This window comes from Hymenobacter setariae (assembly GCF_007713685.1).
In the GTDB taxonomy this organism is placed as follows: Bacteria; Bacteroidota; Bacteroidia; order Cytophagales; family Hymenobacteraceae; genus Hymenobacter; species Hymenobacter setariae.
Genome location: NZ_VMRJ01000001.1, coordinates 1,202,096 through 1,219,216, shown reverse-complemented (window position 1 = coordinate 1,219,216; position 17,121 = coordinate 1,202,096). Strand labels below are relative to the sequence as shown.

Below are 17,121 nucleotides of genomic sequence, written 5' to 3'. Positions count from 1 at the left end.
GAGGGTGCTTTCGGAAACAGTCTATATTTGCGCATCATCATAATTTCAAGATAATGAAGCATAATCTACTGTTATTTCCATTAGTACTAGCCAGCAGTGCCGCATTTGCGCAGAGCCAAACGCTGTCGGGCCAGGTGCTGGACACCGCTGGGAGGCCAGTTATTGGGGCTACGGTAGTAGAGAAGGGCACCAATAATGGTATTGGCACCGACGCCAACGGGCGCTTTCTGCTTCGGGCCCGCACGGCTCAGCCTCGGCTTCAAATAAGTGCCCTAGGCTATACCACGCAGGAAATAAGCCCCACAGGCGGCACTATCGCGGTGCAGCTGGCTGAGGCAAGTACCACCCTCGAAGGCGTGCAGGTGGTAGGGTCGCGCAGCCTCAACCGCACTGTGACCGACTCGCCCTCGCCGGTCGATATTATCGACGTGCAGCAGGTGACGGCCAAAACCGGCCAACTCGACGTAAACCAACTGCTGCAATTTGTGGCGCCTTCCTTTAACTCGAACCGCCAGACCGGCGCCGATGGTGCCGACCACACCGACCCCGCCACCCTGCGCGGCCTAGGTCCCGACCAGACGTTGGTGCTGGTGAATGGCAAGCGCTGGCACCAGTCGTCGCTCGTAAATCTATTTGGCTCGCGCGGCCGGGGCAATACGGGCACCGACCTCAACACGATTCCGGCCGCCAGCATCGAACGCATCGAGATTCTGCGCGATGGCGCATCGGCGCAGTACGGCTCCGATGCCATTGCGGGCGTCATCAACATCGTGCTCAAAACCAGTACGAAGGAGCTGACCGCCAACGTGAACTATGGCGCCTACACCGCCAAATATCGTTTTGATGATAAGACCTTTGATGGGGGCAATTTGAACGCCAATCTCAACTACGGCGTGGGTGTGGGCGAAGGCGGCTACATAAACCTCACGGCCGACTTCAACCAGCGCGAGCATACCCAGCGGGCCAATGTGCCGGCCCCCGACGGCATTCAGCGCCGTGAGTACGGCGACCCCAAGGTGTACAACACCTCGGCTTATCTCAACAGCAAGCTGCCGCTGAACGAAAATATCTACGCCTACGTGTTCGGCGGTTTCAACGTGCGCCGAGGCGACGCCTACGCCTACACCCGCTTCCCGACCAGTACGGACGACGATGGCAATACCATTCCAAACCCGCGTAGCAACGCCACGCTCTATCCCAACGGCTTCGACCCCATCATCAGCAGCAATATTTTTGATGCGCAGGGAGTGGCGGGGCTGCGTGGCAACTTTGGCGCTTGGGATGTGGACCTGAGCAATAGCTTCGGCTCAAACCGCTTTCACTATGGCGTGCGCAATTCGCTGAACGCAACCCTAGGAGCCGCCTCTCCCACGAGCTTCGACGCGGGTGGTTTTCAGCTGCAGCAAGATGTGGTGAACCTCAACGTAAGCCGCAACTTTAAGACCGTAGCGCAGGGCCTGAACCTAGCTTTTGGCAGCGAGTTTCGCACCGAGTGGTACTCGCTGTTTGCGGGTGATGCCGGCTCCTACACCAACTATGCGCCCGGCTCGGGGCTGGCGGCCGGGGTACAGGGCTTCCCCGGTTTTCAGCCGCGCAACGAGGTGAACGCCAGCCGCGATAACGTAGGGGTGTACCTCGATGCCGAGCTCAACGTGACCAAGGCGTGGCTAGTAGAGGGAGCTGCTCGCTACGAGCACTACACCGATTTTGGCAGCAACCTCACCGGCAAAATTGCCACGCGCCTCAAGCTGAACGACGCTCTTTCGCTGCGCGGCACGCTCAGCACCGGCTTCCGGGCGCCCTCGTTGGCGCAGATTAATTTCAATACGGTGTTTACCAACGTAGTAGGCGGCAGGCCAGTGGATATTCTGCTTGACCGCAACGACGGACCGGTGTCGCGGGCCTTGGGTATCCCGGCCCTCACGCAGGAGCGTTCGCAGTCGGCCAGCGTGGGCTTTACTGGCCGGGCGGGTTCCATTCTGACTTTTACCGTGGATGGCTACTACATTCACATCAAAGACCGCATTGTGCTCACGGGCACCTTTGCCTCGACTGATAGCACCATTGGGCCGACGCTCACCAGCCTAGGGGTAGGGCAGGCGCAATTCTTTGCCAATGCTGCCTCTACCACTACGTGGGGCCTCGACGCTGTGATAGCCAACACGATAGGTGTAGGCAACGGCCGCCTCAGCACCACGCTGGCGGCCAACCTCAACCGCCTGCTGGTGACCAATGTAAAAACAACACCGGGACTAGCGGGCAAGGAAGAAACCTTCTTCGGCCCCCGCGAGCAGGCCTTCGTGAAAGCCTCCGCGCCGCCCTTCAAAATCAATTTGACTTTTGACTACAGCCTAAGCCGCTTCGGGGCGCTGGTGCGCTTTGTGCAGTTTGGTGGCGTGAAGCTGATTGACTACGACGGCAAGCCCGAAAACTACGGCCAGCGCCTGACCACCGACGTGGCCCTGAGCTATGCCCTCACCAATCAATTGCGCCTGTCGCTGGGCAGCTCCAACCTCTTCAACGTATACCCCAGCTTCTTCAATCCCCTCGTGACCGAAACCGGCGGCGCCTGGGACCCCGTGCAAATGGGCTCGAATGGGCGGTTCTTGTTTGCCAAGCTGCAAGTGAAGTTTTAGGCTGTTGCATTCCTAACGCGATAACCCCACCCCCGGCCCCACGGGCGACGAGTATTTAGTATTAAGAACCAAAACGGCCGAGCTATGAAGCTCGGCCGTTTTTGGTTTAGCGCTACTCGGTGGGGTAGGGGATGTATTTTTGCACCATGCTTCCAAAAATTCGCTCCACGACCGTGCTTGGCGTGCGCCACAACGGCCAGATTGCCCTAGGGGCCGACGGCCAGGCCACTATGGACAAGCACGTAGCCAAAAACAACGTGCGCAAAGTGCGCCAGCTCAACGACGGCAAAGTTGTAACCGGCTTCGCGGGCTCTACCGCCGATGCCTTCATGCTGCTCGACCGCTTCGAAGAAAAGCTGTCGGCCTACGGCAATAATCTCAAGCGCGCCGCTATCGAGCTAGCCAAAGACTGGCGCAAAGACCAGTACCTGCGCAAGCTTGAGGCCATGATGGTGGTGGCCGACAAAGACGAGCTACTCATTGTGAGCGGCACCGGCGACGTGCTGGAACCCGACATGGACGTAGCTGCCATTGGCTCGGGTGCCATGTATGCGCAGTCGGCCGCCCTTGCGCTCAAAAAGCACGCCCCGCACCTCACGGCCCGCCAGATGGTGGAAGAGGCGCTGCACATCGCGGCTGACATCTGTATCTACACCAACCATAACCTGATTATCGCCGAACCAGCGTAGGGTAATGAAAGCTATTCGGCTGCCATTGGTATATTATAACTCCATTGTGGCCAATAGCTTATACGGGTTATTTGGCTTACTTATACTGCTGGGTTGTTTTGCTATTCTTCATGGTGGCGACCCAAGGGCGCGCTGGATAGTATGGCTATGGATAATTGGCCTAGGTAATCAAGTACTGCCGGTTATCTGGAGAATATTTGACCGCACGCCACAGTTTACAATCACTATCTCAAGTGTGATTGACCACGCGCGACGTGCGCGCGAGATTTTTTGGATTGATGTTAAAGAAGCCAGCCTGTGGGACAACCGGGACGGTACTTACATCTTCCTAGAGATAATCAACGCTGAAAAATATCTGAGCCAACTTTCTCCTTTACAACGCCGGCGGGGAATGACCAGTGTAGGGAAAAAACTAGACCTGCTGGGTTTTTTACCAATGCAACGCCGCTTAAAAAAATGTAGTAAAGCATTTGCATTAGACTTCACTGGTGTGAAAGCTGACTCGAATGAAGTACTGGCCATTATTCAATCACTAATTAGTCAAGCTAGGGAGAACGCGCCTCAATAGCCTTGCCTCTGTAAGCTTTACTTTCTCAAATTTTGGCTACTCTCTTAGTAGCATTTGAAACTTTGACCATGCAAATCACCAATTTCCTCAAGCATCATTTCCGCCACTTCAACGCCGCTGCCCTCATCGACGCGGCCGATGGTTACAACAAGCACCTCGCCGATGGCGGCAAAATGATGATTACCCTGGCCGGCGCCATGAGCACCGCCGAAATGGGTATTCAACTGGCCGAGCTCATTCGCCAGGACAAAGTGCAGATTATCAGCTGCACCGGTGCCAACTTGGAAGAAGATATCTTCAACCTCGTGGCCCACGATTTCTACGAGCGCGTGCCGCACTACCGCGACCTCACCGCCGCCGACGAGCACGAGCTGCTGAAGCGCCACATGAACCGCGTGACCGATACTTGCATCCCCGAAGAGGAGGCCATGCGCCGCATCGAGCACACCGTGCTCAAGCACTGGGAAAAGGCCGACCAGGCTGGCGAGTCGTACTTCCCGCACGAGTTCTTCTACCAGATTCTAAAGTCGGGCGACCTAGAGCAGTACTACCAGATTGACCCCAAAGACTCATGGATGCTGGCAGCTGCTGAGAAAAACCTGCCCATCATTTGCCCCGGCTGGGAAGACTCGACGCTCGGTAACATCTATGCTGGCCACGTAATTTCGGGTGACATCAAGAATGTGCACACCATGAAAACCGGCATCCAGTACATGATGTACCTGGCTGATTGGTACACTAAAACTGCCACGGAAGAAAGCAAAATCGGCTTCTTCCAGATTGGCGGTGGCATTGCCGGCGACTTCCCCATCTGCGTAGTGCCTATGCTGCACCAAGACTTGCAGCGCCACGACGTGCCGCTGTGGGGCTATTTCGCCCAGATTTCGGACTCGACCACCAGCTATGGCAGCTACTCAGGTGCCGTGCCCAACGAGAAAATCACCTGGGGCAAACTGGGCGAGAAAACCCCGAAATTTATCATTGAAAGCGACGCCACTATCGTTGCTCCGCTGATTTTTGCTATCGTGCTCGGGCAATAATTGTCAGGAGCCCTAGGTAATGAAAAGGCCCTTGCTGAAGCTTCAGCAAGGGCCTTTTCATTACCTAGGGCTCCGAAATCATCTGTCATGCTGACGAAGGAAGCATCTTACCACGCTAGCGTAGGTCATGCAAACCTGATAACATGCTTCCTTCGTCAGCATGACAAACGTTGTTTGACTGTGGTTTTTTAAGAGCGGGATTTTACGCCCTAGGTGCTTTAGCTAGGCCTCAACCGCGAAATTCGTCGCGCTTGTCACGGCCTGCCACTGCTGCACATCATGCTGCACGGTGGCTATTTTTTGGGCGGCCATTTGGTTGGCATCTTCACCCAAGAACAGGTGGACGGGCGGGTTTTCGGCTTCGCTGACCTGGATGAGCACTCCGGCTGCTTTCACTGGGTCGCCGGGCTGGTTGCCGTTGATTTGCTGCTCGTGGGCGGCCTGCGAGTCGCGGACGGCTTGGTAGGCAGCAATGGGGTTTTTGGGGGTGCCGAGCGAGCCGCTCGTCAGAAAATCGGTGCGGAAGTAGCCGGGGTACACCACCGTGGCGTGCACGCCAAATTCCTTCATTTCAGCGGCATACGACTCGGTGAGGCCGGCCACCGCGAACTTGGTGCCGCAGTAAATGCCCCAGCCGGGAAAATTGCCGGAGTAGCCCCCAACGGAGGAAATATTGAACACTCGGCCCGAACCCTGCTGCCGTAGGTGTGGCGTGGCGTGGCGCAGCACATTGAGCAAGCCAAAAACATTGACTTCAAAATTCTGGCGAGCTTCCTGGTCGGTTAGCTCTTCGAGGCCGCCGAGCTGGCCATAGCCCGCATTATTTACCACCACATCGAGCCCGCCTAGGGCGCTGATGGTGGCTTGGATAGCTTGTTGCACGCTGGCCTCGTTGCTGAGGTCCATGTGCAGGGGCAGAAACTGGTCAGGGGCAGCTGACACAGCCTGCGTTAGCTCGGCCAGATTGCGGGAGGTAGCGGCTACGGCGTAGCCGGCGGCTAATAGCTGCTGCACGAGCGTCAGACCCAGGCCCTTCGAGGCTCCGGTCACGAACCATATTTTCTTGGTAGTCATCGTAGTTGAAATCTTCGTGGTAAGAAAGGGAGTCGCTTAAAGCGAGGCGGCCAAATAGGTACAGCATGGGGGCGGGGATGAAAGCATGAATGACTACTGCTCTTATAGACGAGATGACAGTTGCTATACCGTAGTTGCACGCCAAAAATTATATTCTGGTAACATCAATTGGTATATCAACGCTCTCCGCCCCGGATTTCTGCTATTCAGTGAACCCGGTTGAGAGAGTTAGGTCCTGCCAAGCTTGGAAATTTTGCTCAAGCGCTTCGAGCTTGTTGGTGGCGCGGTTGTAGGCATCGCGGCCCAGCAACAGGTGCAGGGGCGGGTTGGCTTCGGTAGTAATCTGGATGATGGCGGCGGCCGCTTTTTCGGGGTCGCCGCCCTGGTTGCCGTTGAGCTGGAGGTAGCGGGCGTGCGAGGCGCGGATGTCTTCGTAGGCTGCGATGGGCTGCTGCGGTAGGGCCAGCGATTCGGCGGTGAGGAAGTTGGTGCGAAACCCACCGGGCTCTACCACCGTCGCCTTGATGCCGAAGCTGGCCACATCCTGCGCTAGTATCTCGGTGAAGGCGCTCACGGCAGCCTTCGTAGCCGAGTACACGGCCCAGCCGGTAGCGCCGGCCAGCGCCGCGATAGATGAGATATTAATAATGTGCCCCGCGCCTTGCTGGCGCAGCTGTGGCAGCGCGTGCCGCACTACATTCAGGGTGCCGAAGACATTGACGTCGAAGGCTTGGCGCGTTTCGGCGTCGGTCAACTCCTCGATGCTGCCGCCGATGCCGTAGCCAGCGTTATTTATTACTACATCGAGGCGGCCGAAAGCGCTGATGGCTTGCGCGATAGCGGCCTGAACGCTGACATCGCTGCCTAGGTCTACTTGCAGTGGTAAAAAGGCGTTCGAGGTAATGCCTACAGCTTGGGCAAGGGTTTCGGCATTGCGCGAAGTAGCAGCCACTTGATGGCCTTCGCGCAGCAGCCGTTTTACTAAGGCTAGGCCCAGGCCCTGTGAGGCACCGGTCACGAACCAGGTTTTGGGAGTGCTCATACGTTTTGCGTTTTTGACATTGCAAAACAAGCGGAGCGCCTAGCCTAGTAGCTTACCCGGTTCAAACCATTACTTGCAAAAATCAAACAACTCGCATTGTGGAGGGTGCAACGCCGGTTTGCTTGCGAAAAAAATTGCTGAAGTGTGCTGGCTCCTCGAAACCCAAGCAGTAGCTGATTTCGGCCACGTTCCAGGGCGTGTGCTTGAGCAAGGCATGGGCCTCTTGCGTGAGGCGGCTGGCAATGAGTTGGGTTGTGGTTTTGCCGGTTACTTCCTTCAGCGCCCGGTTGAGGTGGTTAACATGCACCGCCAGTTGCCCCGCAAACGATTCGGCGCTGCGCAGCCGCACCCGCTGTCCCGGCGACTCTATCGGAAATTGGCGCTCGAGCAGCTCCGTGAACAGCGACGCAATGCGCGTGGCCGCGCTGCTGTCGTGGTAGAGTGTGGTGGCTGGCTGTAGCTTTAGGGCGCTGTGTATTAGCTCAAAGACATAGTTGCGTAGTAGGTCGTACTTATATGCGTAGTCTGAATTGAGCTCTACTATCATCTTATCGAACAGAAGGCGCATCGCCGCCAGTTGCTCGTCGCTCAGCATATATACGGGCTGCCCGCCCGGCTTGAACATCGGCAAATCCTGCGCTACCAAGCCCAACTGCCGCTGCAAAAAGGCCTCCGTGAAAATGCAGAAAATGCCCGACTGGTCGTCATCCAGCGGCTCCCAGTTGTAGGGAACCAAGGGGTTGGCAAAAAATAGTGCGTTGCCACGCAGCTCTATCGTCTTGTCAGCAAAATTGTAATTGCTGTTACCCGATACCAGCGTGATTTTATAAAAATCCTTGCGGCTGTATGGCATCGTATGTGCCTTCGGGCCTACATAGTCATCGAGCCGAAACACATTGAAGTGCCCAATATCCTGCCGCAGGTTCTCGGGCAGATAGTCAATCTTGGTGCGGTAGAAATCCTCTAGAGTTTGCGTTTTCGACATGCTGCGAAGTTACGAGAATCAAACTGAGTTGAGCTTAGTGAATTGATTTGGGTAGCACATATAACAAAGCCCTATCGCTACTAGCAATAGGGCTTTGTGGGGTACAGGGCGAGCACAAGTGGCTCACTAATGGGTCGGAAAAAGATGGCTATTCACAGTGGCCAGGGCCGGTTTTGCCTTCATTGTAGTTCGCTAGGCTGGTAGTCAGGTCGCTGGTAGCGCTAGACTTGAGGGCGCCGCTGCCCACTGGTGGAATGACTAGGGTTCCTATCAACTCGTCGGCTGCAGTCAGGCTAGCAGCTATTGCGGTAGCATCGGAGCCGTTGGCGATGTTCAACTTAGCCGCGATAAGCTGGTGCGCCATGGCAACTAGGCCGTTGCCGCCGCTGGATGGATTGGTCAGAATGATTAGCAACTGGTCGGCGGTGTAGGTGACCGAGCCAAGGGTCAAGCCATTGTCTTTTACGCTTTGCGGCCACACGTAGGCGTTATTGCCGGTTGGCAGAGGGCCGTGAGTTTTCCAGTAGCCCTGCGTGTAGGTGCAGCCGCTGGCACTTGTGCAGGCTAGTGTCGAGCAGGCCAGGTCAGGTGTGAAAGCACTGCGCTGAAAGCTGCTGTTAGCGTGCGCAAAGGCCCGAAACACGTAGGCCGTGCCGCAGGGTAAGGCGTCGGGGCAAGTAGTCGATGCCCCATTATCAAATTGAAATTCGCCTATGTTAACCGTTACGGATTCATTGGCTAGCAAATTGTAGCGCGATAAATTGGCATTGCCCGAAAAAGAGGCTTTGCATAAACGGGTGTCTTCGGAAGCGTACCATGTGTTATTATTTGCCGCGAAGTCTGCGGCAGTCATCCACTGTACCGAAAAACCAGCTGGGGCGCCACTGGCGCCCGCCGTCACCACTATATTGATGGAGGCTTGCGTGGCCTCGCCGCAGGTGATAGTAGGGGCAGCCAATGTGCCTATTTTAAAATTGGCTCCCATGCTTACATTTTCACCTGCTTTCTCAGTGGTATTGGAGGTAGGTGTGACGCTATTTTGTTTGGAGCAGCCAAGCAATAGTGTGGCCAAGAGCAGAACGGGTTGGCAAAGAGTAAGCAGGCGTTTCATGGGGTGGGGTTGGTGAGAGTAAGTGTGCGAAATTGCCCTTAAATATAAATGTAATTTAATATTAAAATTAAATAATTTAAGCTAATTTATTTAAAGGGTAACTGTCTGTAAGAAAAATAGTAAAGGGTAATGAGTAGATGCTAGCCGTTCTGCTTAGTAGCGCAGGTCATTTGCTCGTTGAAGTGGACCAGAATACTGCTGCGTACTGCTAGGAAAGAGCCACTACTCAGGCCATCACCGGCTACTGGCTGTCGTCTGCACACCTACCTCACTGTGCTCTCTTTCCACAATGTTTTGAGTGGAAAAGGCATGAGTGCACCTCCCTAGGTGGGGCCGCAAGCCGCGGACGTACTACGCCTCACAGGCAGCTTCACCTTGGCTACCAAAGAAGCAGTACTGGCTGCTTACAGAAGGCAGGTATGACACTAATCAATCGTATGATAGGGTAGCGCAACTTACTTCTTCAGCCGTTCATCCGTGAAGTGTGCCTGATGCGGTGGCTGCGCAAACTTCTCCGCGTTATAAGCCGCCGAATTGCCCCGCGGAATGGACAGCGACTGCCACGCCCCGTCGGCCACAAGCCGGGCTATGAATACGATTTGGCCGACGTGGTAAGGATAGTGCGCCAACTGACGATTGATAGCCTCCAGCACAGAGTGGCCTTGGTTGCGGATGTAGATGGTGCGGTCGAGGTCGGCGGGGGTAAGGGCCCCTAGGGCGGCAAAGAGGCATTGCCAGCCTTCTTGCCACTTGGCGAGTACTTCGGCGCGGGTAGCGAGGTCGTTGTCGAACTCGGCTTCGCGGGCGCGCCAAGGCTTCTCGCCGTCGGTGGTGAGAAAATCGGTCCAGCGCGATAGCATATTGCCCCACAAGTGCTTCACAATGGTCGCGATGCTATTGCTGGCCGCGTTGGGCTGCCAGAATAACTTATCGTCGGGGATTTGCGCCATCGCCTGCTCGCCGAGCAACTGGTAGTAGGCAAATTGCTTGTGGGCGCTGGAAAGGAAGTCGGTCGGCATAGGGCAGGGCGCTACGTGGCGTTTGGTGGCTTGAGTAGCTAAAAATAAACCAGCTCGTGCTGCGTCTACTTTATCCTCGCCTGCCAAACAATATTCTGCGGCCCACTTATCGCCTTTGTATGCCCACAACGCCCATTCCTAAGAAGCTACTGGCCCGCCAGCACGAGATATACGCCGACTATCTGCGCGAGATTGACCGGCACCTAGCTGACCTGGTGTCGGGCCGCGCCACCGAGATGTTTGAAATTCGTGATTTTGCCGGTGTACTGTGCATTCATCCTACGCACTTGAGCAACACGATTAAGCTCGCAACTGGTCATTCGCCCTGCCACGATTATCAGCTGCGTATTCTGGCCGTGGCGCAGCAGCTACTCCGCGATACCGACCAGCCCGTGGCAGCCGTGGCGGCCACGCTCACCTACGACCCGGCCAATTTTACCAAATTCTTCAAGCGCTTTGGCGGCTGCACACCCAAGCAGTACCGCGAGCAGGTGCGCGCCGAGCAACTCGAGGTAGCAGAAGTAGAAAGCCTACCCTAAGAAACTGTACTACTCACCATACGCTAGCCAACTGGCGCCTGGACCTTTGCAGCGTCATTTCACCTTAATCAACTCTGAAAATGAGCACTTCCAAAATAGCCTTAGTGACCGGTGGTAGCCGTGGCCTAGGCAAGAGCATGGCCCTGAACCTAGCCAAAAAAGGCATTGATGTTATCTTGACCTACCATACCCAGCAGGCTGAGGCCGAAGGCGTAGTAGCCGAAATTGGTGCCCTAGGGCAAACTGCCGTAGCCTTGCAGCTTGATGCCTCCAACGTCAGCACCTTCGGCGCTTTCTTCGAGCAGGTGCGAACTGCACTGCGCGCCACGTTTGATGCCGACCGGTTTGACTTTCTCATCAATAATGCCGGCACGGGGCACTATGCGCCCTTTGCCGAAACGACGGAGGAACAGTTTGACCAAGTGATGAACATTCACTTCAAAGGGCCATTCTTCTTGACGCAGCAGGCACTGCCGCTGCTCAACGACGGTGGCCGCATCGTCAACATCTCGTCGGGCTTGACGCGCATTATCTATCCCGGCTCCTCGACCTACGCCAGTATGAAAACGGCCATGGAAACGCTGACGAAGTACCAAGCCAAGGAGCTAGGTGCCCGCGGCATTACCGTCAATATCGTAGCGCCAGGCGCCATTGCCACCGACTTTGGCGGCGGCCGTGTGCGCGACAACCAGGAACTACAAGACCACATTGTGGCGCTCACAGCCCTAGGTCGCGTGGGCCTGGCCGATGACATCGGCCCGGTAGTGGCCTTCCTCTGCACCGATGAGGCCCGCTGGATTACGGCGCAGCGCTTAGAAGCATCGGGCGGGCAGTCCATCTAAACCGCAACTGAAGCTGGATGTAATAAATAGTGCAAATGGGCTTGTCTCCGGCAACCTAACTAGCTGAAAATAAAAAGGCTGCCCAGTAAGGGTAGCCTTTTTTATTGAACACATTACGCCGGTCGGCCTGCGCTTCTGCGCTATCTATTATATCCGCTTCAGCTGCGGTTAAAAGCGGAATAGCGGGCGTTGCGGGTTCCAAATGCCCCATGGAATCATGAGCAGCACGAGCAGCAGCGCAATACCTAGGTAGATAAAGGCCTTCTTATGCTTAATGGTATCGCTAGGCGCCTTTTTGAGGGCAATGCGACCTACCTGGGCCAGCACAGCCGCGAGTATCATCACCGCAATGTGCTCCATGCCGAAGAAGCGGGCCGTGGGGTCTTTCATAGCGCCGGGCTGCTTCATGGCGTTCAGGCCCCAAGGGCTCAGGCCAAAATAAAGGCCCAGGCCAATAAGGACTTGCAGCCACATAAAGCCCGAAAAGGCAGCGGTGATACCATTGTCGCCTTTCGTAAAGGGCCGGCGGCCCGTCCAGCCGCCGTAGGCCCGAAATACGGCCAGCAGGCCCGTGCCCAACACAAACCAGCGCCCCCACGAGTGCAGAAACAACAATACTTGGTACATACAAAAAGCGAAAGTGCCGGGCGGCCCGACCGGTTGAAAACTGCCGCGAAACTAGCAGTTTTTGAGTTGGCGGCTAGCACGCAGCCTCCCGCTGTTGCGAGCTAAGCGCTCACAGCCAATCTCTAACAACCTCAAAAAACGCTTAGAACTCGCCGGGCTCGGGGATGGGCGCGGGCGCGCCACCGCGGGCCGCCTTAGCCCGTTGCTCATCGCGGATGGCGACACCTAGGGCGATGAAAATAGAGAAAAACGGTAGCACCAGCCCTAGCAAAAACCACTTGCTGCGCGAGTGGCCGTGCGAGTAGGCGATGTACATGGTAACCAGGGCCAGCAGGACATCTAGGAAAATCAGAAAGATGGCTCCGAAAAAATAAGTAGCAAACATGCGATTGAATTACTGCGCTTTACCGCGCTTGACGAGGTAGGCGTGCAGGACCTTAGCGAAGGGCTCGCGCACATCGACCGGCACAAAATCTATTTTTAGTTGCCCGCAGCGCAGGGCTAGGTCTTGCTCAAACCGCTGCATGGCCACGCGATACTGCTCACGCACCTGTGAGGGCTGCAGGCGCACTTCCTCGCCCGTTTCGACGTCTTCGAAGATGTAGGGCCGGTCCTGAAAGTCAAAGCTGGACTCGGTGGCGCGGTCTAGGATGTGAAACAGCAGCACTTCGTGGTGCTGATGGCGCAGGTGCTGTAGTGCGGCCAGGGCCGCCTCCTGCTCTTGCGCGCCGCGCCCCAGCATGTCGCTAAACACGATAACGAGCGAGCGCTTCGGAATCTGCTGCGCAATGGCGTGCAGCACGCCCGCCACGTCGGTAGTGGCAGCCGGGCGGCGGGTGCCGGGGGCTGGCGCGGGCCGCTCCAGCAACTGCTGCAGCGTGAGCAGCAGGGTGTGGCGGTGCGCAGTGGTCGAGCGCACGGGGGTTTGCAGCTCTATCTGCTCGCCAAAGGTGACGAGGCCCACTGCATCGCGCTGGCGTTGCAAGAGCGTAGTGAGGGCCGCGGCGGCCAACACGCTGAATTTAAGCTTGTCGTAGCCTGGCGCGGGGTAGTACATGCTAGGGCTCACATCGAGTAGCAAGTGCGCGCGTAGGTTGGTTTCTTCTTCGTAGCGCTTCACAAAGAGCTTATCGGTGCGCGCAAACACCTTCCAGTCCATGTGCCGGGTGCTCTCGCCGGGGTTGTAGAGGCGGTGCTCCGAAAACTCAACCGAGAAGCCATGATAGGGCGACTGGTGCAGCCCCGTAATAAAGCCATCGACCAATTGCCGGGCCAGTAGCTCTAGGTTTTCAAACGAGCGGATGGCCGCTAGGTCAAGGGCAGGGGCGGGCATAAACGGAGAAAAGAAATAATTACTGACCAGAGAGTAATACAAAGCTATTGCATTCCTGGCCGTGCCGACTTCTGAGTACTTTCTGAAGATGAAACCTTAGGTATAAACCCTTGGTTACGGCCCCACCGCGTGCTTTTAAGGCGAGTGGAAGGCTAGCTAATTTGGCTTTATATTTGTAAACCATTATTGCGACTTAATCACTCCAAATAAGTTTTTTCTCTTTTCAACACTTTAATTGTGGACGACCGTTACCCCAGAGACCAGGAAGAAATTTATTCCCACCGCATGAAGGCGGGCAAGCGCACTTATTTCTTCGACGTAAAAGCTACGCGCGGCCAAGACTACTACCTCACCATCACCGAAAGCAAACGCCGCCCCGGCAGTGACCCCGACGGACCGGCTAGCTACGAGAAACACAAAATTTTTCTATATAAAGAAGATTTCAACAAGTTTATTGATGCCCTGCACGATGCAGTGGACTACGTGCGCGACGAGCTGCTGACCGAAGAAGAGGTGGCCGAGCTCGACCGCCCACGCCCGGCCTACGATGGCGAGCAGCCGCCCCGCGAGGGCCAGCAGCCTCCGCAGCCCGCCACCGACCTCGGCGAGACTACCTACTAACGCACTGACTGCCTACTTACAAAAACACGACACACAAACGAACCTATTACGGCGCGCCGCTCCCTTCATCAGGGGCGGCGCGTTTTTGTAAGGACCTAGGGTAAGCCCGCCGCCACTGCATCGGCCGTACCTTTGCTCCCGAATTGTGGGCATCTCATGATTCATAACTCACAACTCCTAATTCACTAAAAATGGGCCTCCGCTGCGGTATTGTCGGCCTGCCGAATGTCGGCAAATCCACGCTTTTCAACGCTTTATCTAACGCCAAGGCCGAGTCGGCCAACTATCCTTTCTGCACCATCGAGCCCAATGTGGGCGTGATTACGGTGCCCGACGAGCGCCTCCAAATCTTGGAAGGCCTCGTGAATCCTAAGCGCGTGCTGCCCACCATCATCGAGTTTGTGGACATTGCGGGCCTAGTAAAAGGCGCCAGCAAAGGCGAGGGCCTAGGTAATAAATTCTTGGCTAACATCCGCGAGGTCGATGCCATCATTCACGTGGTGCGCTGCTTCGACGACCCCAACATCGTACACGTAGCCGGTGGGGTAGACCCCGTGTTTGACAAGGACGTTATCGACACCGAGCTACAGCTCAAAGACTTGGAGAGCGTTGATAAAAAGCTTGTCAAGTCGGAGCGTAGCGCCAAGGCGGGCGATGCTGCCGCCAAGAAAGAGGTAGCCGCCCTGCAAAAATTCAAGGCCGCCCTTGAAGCCGGTGAAAACGCCCGCGCCGTGCAGGCCACCGAAGACGAGAAGGAAGCCGTGGCCGACTTACAGCTGCTCACCATCAAGCCCGTTATCTACGTGGCCAACGTAGACGAGGCTAGCATTGCCACCAACGGCAACAAGCACGTGGAGGCCCTGCGCCAGCACGTAGCTGCCGAAGGCGCGCAAGTAGTGCTGGTGTCGGCCGCCATCGAGTCGCAGATTGCCGAGATGGAAGACCCCGAGGAAAAAGCCATGTTCCTGGGCGAATACGGCCTCACCGAGTCGGGCCTCAACAAGCTCATTCGCGCCAGCTACGAGCTGCTCAATCTCATTACGTACTTCACGGCTGGCGTGCAAGAAGTACGCGCCTGGACCATCCACCGCGGCGATAAAGCGCCGCAGGCTGCCGGCGTTATTCACTCCGATTTTGAGAAAGGCTTTATCCGTGCTGAGGTAATTAAGCTGGCGGATTACCAAGAGTACAAGACCGAAGTAAAAATCAAAGAAGCCGGTAAAATGGCCGTGGAAGGCAAAGACTACGTGGTGCAAGATGGCGACATCATGCACTTCCGCTTCAACGTCTAAATCGCACGTTATAGCGGATTTAACTGATTAGGCAGATACATCCACTTGCGGTGGATTGACTTGCAAAGGAGTGGTTAAGCAAAGTGCCACTGCCTTGCCGCAGCACTACCTAGGGTGCAGCAGCAAGGCAGTGGCACTTTGCTATTATGGATACAGAGTATCAGTTTAACTAAGCAGCCGAAGCGGGGGCCTCGTCGGGTTTTTCGGTAGGAATTTTTAGGCGCATGGCCAGCACAGCTAGCACGGCCATGCAGGCTGCAAACCAGTAGAACGGGGCATTGAGCGCCAGCAAAGACAGGCCCCCGTAGGCCAGGGTGGTAACTAGGCTAGCGAGCCCCGACAGCGCCTGCGTGAGCCCAAACAGCTCGCCCCGGTTCTCCTCATCGGAGAGCTGCGCCAGCAAGCCATTGAGCAAGCCCGCTATGAGGGAAGCCGACAGCGCATCGGCCGCGGCGGCCACGTAGAGCAGGGTTAGCGAACTCTGCACATTGGCGTAAAGAATGTGCAGCGCTACGCCTATCCAGGCGGCCCCTATGAGTACCCAGCGCTTATTAAGCCGGTCGACTAGGTACTTGAAATACAGGAAATTGCTAATGGCGCATAAGCCGCCAAAAAACGCAAAAAAGTAGGATATCTGGGTCGCATCGAGCTTGAGTTTCCCTAGGCCCACGTAGGGAATAAAGTAGTTCAGGTAGCCTTGGTTGAGCGTAAGCAGCAGGGTAAGCAACGTAATAGGGGCCAGGCCGGGGCGGTCTTGGTCAAACTCCTTTAGGCGCTGCCACAGCTGGCGGACGTTGAGGCTGCGCACCAGTTCTTGCCGCAGCTGGCTGGCATCAAACTGCTTGGTTTCCTTGGCCGTTTCTTTAAAGAAAAACGAGAGTGCGAGGTTGAGCACCGATAGCCCCAGCACGGCTACCACCACCCACCGCGTTTGCTGGTCTTTGGGTGGCCCCAGCCACAGCACCACACTAGCTACTAGCGGCCCCAGCACGCCGCCCAATGACTGAAACGTACTTACGAGGCCCGTGGTCTTTACCACCTCCTCCGGCTTCGATACATCGGCTACGGCCGAGCGCATCAGCGAGTAAAGCCCATTGGTAAATCCATCGCTGAGGCGATTGACGAAAAAGAGTATCGTGCGCACCGGCAGCAAAAACAGGTTGGCCACCAGCGTGCCTACGGCTGATACAAGCACCACCGGCCGCCGGCCAACTTGGTCGGATAGCACGCCTAGGAGTGGGGCCGCCACCAGCTGAATGCCCAGAAAGAGGGCCGTGCCCAGCGTAAGCCACAACTGCGGCTGGGATAAGCCCTGCACAAACTGCGGCATTACGGGCCCCAAGGCCGAGCCTAGGATAACATCTAATAAGACAATAGTATAGATGAGTAGCAGGCGAGAATTGGCAAACATAGCGAGGACGAGAGGCCCGCAGGAAGGCGGTAGCCTACTGTACTTGCTATGCCCACTATTAGTTGAATGTCTGCCACCTAGGCGCCGAAAAGCGGGTCGCTTCGAATGGGGTAGGGGCCCGCAAGCAGCGACGAATGCAGGGCGTTCTAGCCCTTTCAGTCGGGCTCAGTACAAAAAAAATGCTTTATTATTTAATTTTTTAAACTGCCCATTCGGCTTTGCACGGACGACCTTAATTCGATAGGCTTCCAGCAAATTACTAATTTAAATAGCGGAGTTTACCGTGTTCAAA

At 56.1% G+C, this 17,121-nt stretch carries 17 protein-coding genes; 8 read left to right on the top strand and 9 right to left on the bottom strand.

Features of this window, described 5'->3' with window-relative positions:
• The first annotated feature begins 53 nt into the window (after positions 1-53).
• The 4 genes from FNT36_RS05070 to FNT36_RS05055 all read left to right on the top strand — a co-directional run bounded on the left by FNT36_RS05070 (position 54) and on the right by FNT36_RS05055 (position 4,933).
• Positions 54-2,636 (top strand): TonB-dependent receptor, encoded by a 2,583-nt coding sequence (locus tag FNT36_RS05070; RefSeq protein ID WP_144844975.1) that lies wholly within the window; start codon positions 54-56, stop codon positions 2,634-2,636.
• Positions 2,637-2,782: 146 nt separating this feature from the next.
• Positions 2,783-3,325, top strand: coding sequence for an ATP-dependent protease subunit HslV (gene hslV / locus FNT36_RS05065; RefSeq protein WP_144844973.1), 543 nt, complete (start codon positions 2,783-2,785; stop codon positions 3,323-3,325).
• A gap of 4 nt (positions 3,326-3,329) precedes the next feature.
• Positions 3,330-3,893 (top strand): STM3941 family protein, encoded by a 564-nt coding sequence (locus tag FNT36_RS05060; RefSeq protein WP_144844971.1) that lies wholly within the window; start codon positions 3,330-3,332, stop codon positions 3,891-3,893.
• Between the two features lie 68 nt (positions 3,894-3,961).
• The gene (locus tag FNT36_RS05055; RefSeq protein ID WP_144844969.1) at positions 3,962-4,933 is read left to right on the top strand and encodes a deoxyhypusine synthase family protein; all 972 of its coding nucleotides are present in this window, start codon (positions 3,962-3,964) and stop codon (positions 4,931-4,933) included.
• A gap of 222 nt (positions 4,934-5,155) precedes the next feature.
• Here the strand turns inward: FNT36_RS05055 and FNT36_RS05050 are convergent, their stop codons facing one another.
• The 5 genes from FNT36_RS05050 to FNT36_RS05030 form a co-directional block, all read right to left on the bottom strand.
• Positions 5,156-6,007, bottom strand: coding sequence for an SDR family NAD(P)-dependent oxidoreductase (locus FNT36_RS05050; protein WP_144844967.1), 852 nt, complete (start codon positions 6,005-6,007; stop codon positions 5,156-5,158).
• Positions 6,008-6,209: 202 nt separating this feature from the next.
• A complete protein-coding gene (locus FNT36_RS05045; protein ID WP_144844966.1) occupies positions 6,210-7,049 on the bottom strand; it encodes an SDR family NAD(P)-dependent oxidoreductase in 840 nt (279 codons plus the stop codon).
• An 82-nt stretch (positions 7,050-7,131) separates the two neighbouring features.
• Positions 7,132-8,034: a helix-turn-helix domain-containing protein gene (locus FNT36_RS05040; RefSeq protein ID WP_144844964.1), complete on the bottom strand. Its 903-nt coding sequence runs from the start codon at positions 8,032-8,034 to the stop codon at positions 7,132-7,134.
• Between the two features lie 148 nt (positions 8,035-8,182).
• Positions 8,183-8,992, bottom strand: a complete 810-nt coding sequence (locus FNT36_RS05035) for a hypothetical protein (protein ID WP_233635687.1) — start codon at positions 8,990-8,992, stop codon at positions 8,183-8,185.
• 608 nt (positions 8,993-9,600) lie between these two features.
• Positions 9,601-10,164, bottom strand: a complete 564-nt coding sequence (locus tag FNT36_RS05030) for a DUF1572 family protein (protein WP_144844960.1) — start codon at positions 10,162-10,164, stop codon at positions 9,601-9,603.
• Positions 10,165-10,283: 119 nt separating this feature from the next.
• Here FNT36_RS05030 and FNT36_RS05025 point away from each other — a divergent pair, with 119 nt between their 5' ends.
• Together FNT36_RS05025 and FNT36_RS05020 are read left to right on the top strand one after the other, a co-directional pair.
• The gene (locus FNT36_RS05025) at positions 10,284-10,703 is read left to right on the top strand and encodes a helix-turn-helix domain-containing protein (RefSeq protein ID WP_144844958.1); all 420 of its coding nucleotides are present in this window, start codon (positions 10,284-10,286) and stop codon (positions 10,701-10,703) included.
• An 80-nt stretch (positions 10,704-10,783) separates the two neighbouring features.
• Positions 10,784-11,545 carry an SDR family NAD(P)-dependent oxidoreductase gene (locus tag FNT36_RS05020; RefSeq protein ID WP_144844956.1) on the top strand — a complete coding sequence of 254 codons (762 nt, stop codon included), beginning with the start codon at positions 10,784-10,786 and terminating at the stop codon, positions 11,543-11,545.
• 168 nt (positions 11,546-11,713) lie between these two features.
• Here the strand turns inward: FNT36_RS05020 and FNT36_RS05015 are convergent, their stop codons facing one another.
• The 3 genes from FNT36_RS05015 to FNT36_RS05005 all read right to left on the bottom strand — a co-directional run bounded on the left by FNT36_RS05015 (position 11,714) and on the right by FNT36_RS05005 (position 13,505).
• Positions 11,714-12,172, bottom strand: coding sequence for a hypothetical protein (locus FNT36_RS05015; RefSeq protein WP_144844954.1), 459 nt, complete (start codon positions 12,170-12,172; stop codon positions 11,714-11,716).
• Between the two features lie 142 nt (positions 12,173-12,314).
• A complete protein-coding gene (locus FNT36_RS05010) occupies positions 12,315-12,557 on the bottom strand; it encodes a hypothetical protein (RefSeq protein ID WP_144844952.1) in 243 nt (80 codons plus the stop codon).
• 9 nt (positions 12,558-12,566) lie between these two features.
• On the bottom strand, positions 12,567-13,505 hold the full coding sequence (locus FNT36_RS05005) for a DUF58 domain-containing protein (RefSeq protein ID WP_144844950.1): 939 nt from the start codon (positions 13,503-13,505) through the stop codon (positions 12,567-12,569).
• A gap of 237 nt (positions 13,506-13,742) precedes the next feature.
• On the opposite strand from FNT36_RS05005, the gene FNT36_RS05000 reads away from it, so the two are divergent.
• On the top strand, positions 13,743-14,126 hold the full coding sequence (locus FNT36_RS05000; RefSeq protein WP_144844948.1) for a DUF3276 family protein: 384 nt from the start codon (positions 13,743-13,745) through the stop codon (positions 14,124-14,126).
• Positions 14,127-14,317: 191 nt separating this feature from the next.
• Positions 14,318-15,418 carry a redox-regulated ATPase YchF gene (gene ychF / locus FNT36_RS04995; RefSeq protein WP_144844946.1) on the top strand — a complete coding sequence of 367 codons (1,101 nt, stop codon included), beginning with the start codon at positions 14,318-14,320 and terminating at the stop codon, positions 15,416-15,418.
• Positions 15,419-15,587: 169 nt separating this feature from the next.
• Here the strand turns inward: ychF and FNT36_RS04990 are convergent, their stop codons facing one another.
• Positions 15,588-16,829, bottom strand: coding sequence for an MFS transporter (locus tag FNT36_RS04990; protein WP_144844944.1), 1,242 nt, complete (start codon positions 16,827-16,829; stop codon positions 15,588-15,590).
• Between the last annotated feature and the right edge of the window lie 292 nt (positions 16,830-17,121).